General features: G+C 74.1%; 4 protein-coding genes. 1 reads left to right on the forward strand and 3 read right to left on the reverse strand.

The window, feature by feature from the left end; all coding sequences use genetic code 11:
* On the reverse strand, window positions 1-580 hold a 580-nt coding region (locus KBX39_RS23075), incomplete at its 3' end, for an aminotransferase class I/II-fold pyridoxal phosphate-dependent enzyme (protein ID WP_210872473.1).
* A 31-nt stretch (window positions 581-611) separates the two neighbouring features.
* Window positions 612-1,598 (reverse strand): MmpS family transport accessory protein, encoded by a 987-nt coding sequence (locus tag KBX39_RS23080; RefSeq protein WP_210872474.1) that lies wholly within the window; start codon window positions 1,596-1,598, stop codon window positions 612-614.
* Window positions 1,599-1,869: 271 nt separating this feature from the next.
* On the opposite strand from KBX39_RS23080, the gene glmS reads away from it, so the two are divergent.
* Window positions 1,870-3,783 carry a glutamine--fructose-6-phosphate transaminase (isomerizing) gene (gene glmS / locus KBX39_RS23085; RefSeq protein ID WP_064446591.1) on the forward strand — a complete coding sequence of 638 codons (1,914 nt, stop codon included), beginning with the start codon at window positions 1,870-1,872 and terminating at the stop codon, window positions 3,781-3,783.
* A 119-nt stretch (window positions 3,784-3,902) separates the two neighbouring features.
* On the opposite strand, the gene KBX39_RS23090 is transcribed toward glmS, so the two are convergent.
* The coding region (locus tag KBX39_RS23090) for an alpha/beta hydrolase (RefSeq protein ID WP_247660477.1) at window positions 3,903-4,898 on the reverse strand (996 nt) is incomplete at its 5' end.

The raw sequence follows: 4,898 nt of genomic DNA on the forward strand, positions 1-4,898 counted from the left end.
ACAGCTCGGCCACCGTCGTCAGCTCGTCGGCGGTGAAGACCTTGCCGGTCGGGTTGTGCGGCGAGTTCAGCAGCACCAGCCGGGTACGCGGCCCGAACGCGGCGCGCAGCTCGCCCGGGTCGAACGCGTACCTGCCGTCGGCGCCGGGCCGCAGCGTCACCGGGCGGCGCACCGCTCCGGCGAGCGCGATCGAGGCGGCGTACGAGTCGTAGTACGGCTCGAAGCAGATCACCTCGTCACCCGGCTCGCACAGCGCGAGGATGCTCGCCGCGATCGCCTCGGTCGCGCCGGCCGTCACGACGATCTCGCCGTCCGGGTCGTACTCCAGGTCCCAGAACCGTCGCTGGTGCTCGGCGACGGCGACGCGCAGCGCGGGGATGCCCGGGCCGGGCGGGTACTGGGTGTGGCCGGGTCGCTGCGCCTCGGCGGCGGCGGCGAGCATCTCCGGCGGGCCGTCGGTGTCCGGGAAGCCCTGCCCGAGGTTGACCGCGCCGGTACGCACGGCCAGCGCGGACATCTCGGCGAAGACGGTGGTGCCGAACGGCCGCATCCGGGCCACCAGGGGATCGGTCGTCGTCACGGCTGCGAGCCTACGGCCCGCCACCACGGGCTCACCAGCCGAAGCAGGTCACGCCCCACCTTCCCGACTTCTGGGAGACGACCTTGCCGTCGATGGTTATCCGGCAGGTCAACCCAGCAGCGCTTCCGGGCATGGTGACGATCTGGACCCGCTCACGGTTGTTCGTGGTGAACCTCAGCCGCCAGGACGAGTCCACCAGGTTGAGCTGGTGGAAGTCGCCGTTCGCGTCGTAGTACTGCACCTCCGCGTCGCCCTCGGAGCCGGTCACCTCGTACAGCACTGTGTACTTGCCGGGGCCGCCGGACGGGGTGGTCGCCGGCCTCGCCGGGGGCGCGCTCGGGTCGTCGGTCCAGTCGCCGGGCTCGCCGTAGATCGGCTCCTCGTACCCGGTGCCGGCTGCGGACCCGTCGTCCATGGTGCTGCCGAGGAAGGCCAGCCCGACGCAGCCGCAGACGATCAGCGCCAGGACGGTGACGATGCCGACCACCACCCCGACCGCCCAACCGCCGCCGCTGCGGCGCGGCGGCATCCCCGGGTACGCGTACGGCGGCGGGTAGGGCCCCGGCGGGTACGCGGTGGGCGGGAACGGCCCGGGCGGATACGTGCCGGGCTGGTAGGCGCTCGGCGGTGGGGACGAGCCAGGGGTGCCCGGCTGCGCCGGCCAGCCCGGTGCTCCCGGCTGGGCCGGCCACTGCGGTGCGTCCGGGCTCGCGGGCCCGCCCGGCGTCCCGGGCTGGCCCTGGTCGCCGGCGCCCGGCGAGTCGGCCGGAGCGGCCCGGCCCGGATCGCCCGCCGGCCGCCCCTCGGCGCCGCCCGCCGGACCAGGGTGACCGGCCTCGGCGCCGGGGGCGCTCCAGGGCGACGGTGACGACGGCGACCAGGGCTCGGGTGGCGTCCACGGCTGCGGAGCGGCCAGCGGGTCCGGCGGCGTCCAGGTGGAGGGCTGCGGGGTCACCGGCGCGGCGGTCGGGTCGACCGGTCCGGAGGTCGGCTCGGGGGAAGGGGTCGTCTCGGACATCGGCTCAGCTCACAGGGGTACGGCGCGGACGCCCGCGGAACGATGGGCCCGGGGGCGGAGCCCGGCCCCAATGTAGGCCGTGGCGGCCACCCGCGTGGACCCGGTCCGCCCGGTGCGCGGCACGTCCCGAACCGGTACGCAAACGGCAGATGATCCCGGCTGGTGCGTTGTCCGACATAGCAACCCCGGTGTTCGGTTCGCTCAAATTCAGTGATCGTTAACCGGCCTTCCGAGCACGCGCGATGAGCGAAACTCGGTTAGGCTGCGGACCATGTGTGGAATCGTGGGTTACGCCGGTGCCCGCCCGGCGCTCGGCATCGTGCTTGACGGACTGCGGCGGCTCGAATACCGCGGCTACGACTCGGCCGGTGTCGCCGTGGTCTGCGAGGACGAGCTGCTGACCGAGAAGAAGGCCGGCAAGCTCGCGAACCTGGAGAAGGTCCTCTCCGAGCGGGCGGCCGACAACCCCGAGGACTGCGCCGCCAGCCCGATCGGCATCGGCGACGGCACCACCGGCATCGGCCACACCCGCTGGGCCACCCACGGCGGCCCGACCGACCGCAACGCCCACCCGCACCTCTCCCCGGACGGCCGCGTCGCGGTGATCCACAACGGCATCATCGAGAACTTCGCGAAGCTCCGCGCCGAGCTGGAGGACGAGGGCGTCGAGTTCGCCAGCGACACCGACACCGAGTGCGCCGCGCACCTGATCGCCCGCGCGCTGGCCGACCTGCGCGCGGCCGGCGAGACCGACAGCCCGCAGCTCCTCGCCGCCGCCATGCGCGTGGTCTGCGGGCGCCTGGAGGGCGCGTTCACGCTGCTCGCCGTCGACGCCGGCATCCCCGGCGCGGTGGTCGGCGCCCGGCGCAACTCGCCGCTGGTCGTCGGTCGGGGCGACGGCGAGAACTACCTGGCCAGCGACGTCGCCGCGTTCATCGAGCACACCCGGGACGCGGTCGAGCTGGGGCAGGACCAGATCGTCCTGATCACGCCGGACAGCATCGACATCACCGACTTCCACGGTCAGCCGGCCAGCGGCACCGACTTCCACATCGATTGGGACTCGTCGGCCGCCGAAAAGGGCGGCTACGACTGGTTCATGCTCAAGGAGATCGAGGAGCAGCCGCAGGCCATCGCCGACACGCTGCTGGGCCGGCTCACCGAGACCGGCGAGATCGCCCTCGACGAGGTCCGCCTCAGCGAGCAGGACCTGCGCGACGTCGACAAGATCTTCATCGTCGCCTGCGGCACCTCCTACCACGCCGGCCTGGTCGCCAAGTACGCCATCGAGCACTGGACCCGCATCCCCTGCGAGGTGGAGCTGGCCAGCGAGTTCCGCTACCGCGACCCGGTGCTGGACCGGTCCACGCTGATCGTGGTGATCTCGCAGTCCGGCGAGACGATGGACACGCTGATGGCGCTGCGCCACGCCAAGGAGCAGAAGGCCCGCGTGCTGGCCATCTGCAACACCAACGGCTCGACCATCCCGCGCGAGTCCGACGCCGTGCTCTACACCCACGGCGGCCCGGAGATCGCCGTCGCCTCCACCAAGGCGTTCCTCACCCAGGTCGTCGCCTGCTACCTGATCGGCCTGCACCTGGCCCAGGTGCGCGGCATCAAGTTCGCCGATGAGGTGGGCGCGGTGGTCGCCCAGCTCCAGGAGATGCCGGGCAAGCTGCGGGAGCTGCTGGACCGGATCGAGCCGGTCCGCGAGCTGGGCCGCGAGCTGAAGTCCGAGCCGACGGTGCTGTTCATCGGCCGGCACGTGGGCTACCCGGTGGCGCTGGAGGGCGCGCTGAAGCTCAAGGAGCTGGCGTACATGCACGCCGAGGGCTTCGCCGCCGGTGAGCTGAAGCACGGCCCGATCTCGCTGATCGACCAGGGCACCCCGGTGATCTGCATCGTGCCGTCGCCGGTCGGCCGGGGCATGTTGCACGACAAGGTCGTCTCCAACATCCAGGAGGTACGCGCCCGGGGCGCCCGCACGATCGTGATCGCGGAGGAGGGCGACCAGGCGGTGGTCCGCTACGCCGACCACCTGATCTACGTGCCGCGTACGCCGACACTGCTGGCGCCGCTGGTGACCACCGTGCCGTTGCAGGTGCTCGCCGCCGAGATCGCCGCCGCCCGCGGGCACGACGTGGACCAGCCCCGGAACCTGGCCAAGTCGGTCACCGTCGAGTAGTCCGCTTTTCGCCAGCGGTCCCTCCACCCGTCGGCCGGGGGGAGGGACCGCGCCGTCTCCGGCCCGCCCCGGGCGGCTCCCGGATCCTTTGGGACGGCCGCCGGACGGCATCGGGCGGCTCATCGGCCCAGCACGATCCGGGCCATCCCGTCCAGCGCCGGGTTGTCCGGGTCCCAGTAGCCGGTGTGACCGTGCGGGGCGCTCGGGAACCGCCGCCCGCCGAAACCCGGCGCGCTCGGGTCGGCGCCGAACCAGAGCCGCTCGGCGTGCGGGTCGAGCACGGCCAGCGCCGGGCCGAGCGGCGTGCCGGCGAGCAGGGCGCGGCGGGCCAGCTCGTCCGGCGGACGCGCCAGCCGGATCACGTCGTCCGGCGCGGTCGACGACCAGACCTCGCCGGCGCGCATCCGCAGCTCGGTGGCGTGGTCGACGCCGACGCCGGGCGAGCCGACGAATACCAGCGCGTCCGCGCTCAGCCCGTGGTCCCGGGCGGCGGCGCCGACCACCAGTGAGCCGTAGCTGTGCCCGAGCACCGTCTGCCGGGCCGGCGAACCCTCGTGTGCGGCGCGTAGCCCTTCCTGGAACCGGTGCAGAGCCGGTCCGGCGTCCTCGGCCTGCCGGGGGCCGGCCGCCTCGGTGAGGAAGTCGGGCGCGTCGTAGTCCAGCCAGAGCACCGCCGCCGCCTCCTCGCCCGGCCCCAGCGCCGCGCACCGCTGCAGCACCCGGGCGGCCCGGCCCAGCTCGTCCGGCGCGTCGGCGAGGTCCGAGGTCATGCCCGGGACGTAGGTCAGCACCGCGGCGGACCGGTCCGGGTTGCCGAGCGCCACCACCGCGCGCCCGTCGCCGCGCGGGTCCAGCCCCAGCAGGTACGCCCGCGGCAGCCCGGGCGCGGCGAGCCGCTCGCTCAGCCGGTTCAGCCCGCGCAGCGCCGCCTCGACGCCGGCGAGCCGGACCCGCCGGGACGCCTCCAACGGTCCGGCCGGCAGCGGCCGCAGCAGCGCGAGCCGCCGGACGAGCAGTTGCTCCCGCCGGTCGCCGAGCAGCAGCCGGTTGGCCTGGTCCCGGGCGGCGGCCGGCACGCCGTCGAGGCGGCCGATCCGATCCGGTTCCCGCCCGAC

Source organism: Micromonospora sp. D75 (assembly GCF_018070405.1).
GTDB classification, from domain to species: domain Bacteria; phylum Actinomycetota; class Actinomycetes; order Mycobacteriales; family Micromonosporaceae; genus Micromonospora; species Micromonospora chalcea.

Coding starts and splice junctions, on each gene's coding strand:
- glmS (WP_064446591.1), top strand. CDS start 1,870: ATGTGTGGAATCGTGGGTTACGCCGGTGCCCGCCCGGCGCTCGGCATC.
- KBX39_RS23080 (WP_210872474.1), bottom strand. CDS start 1,598: ATGTCCGAGACGACCCCTTCCCCCGAGCCGACCTCCGGACCGGTCGAC.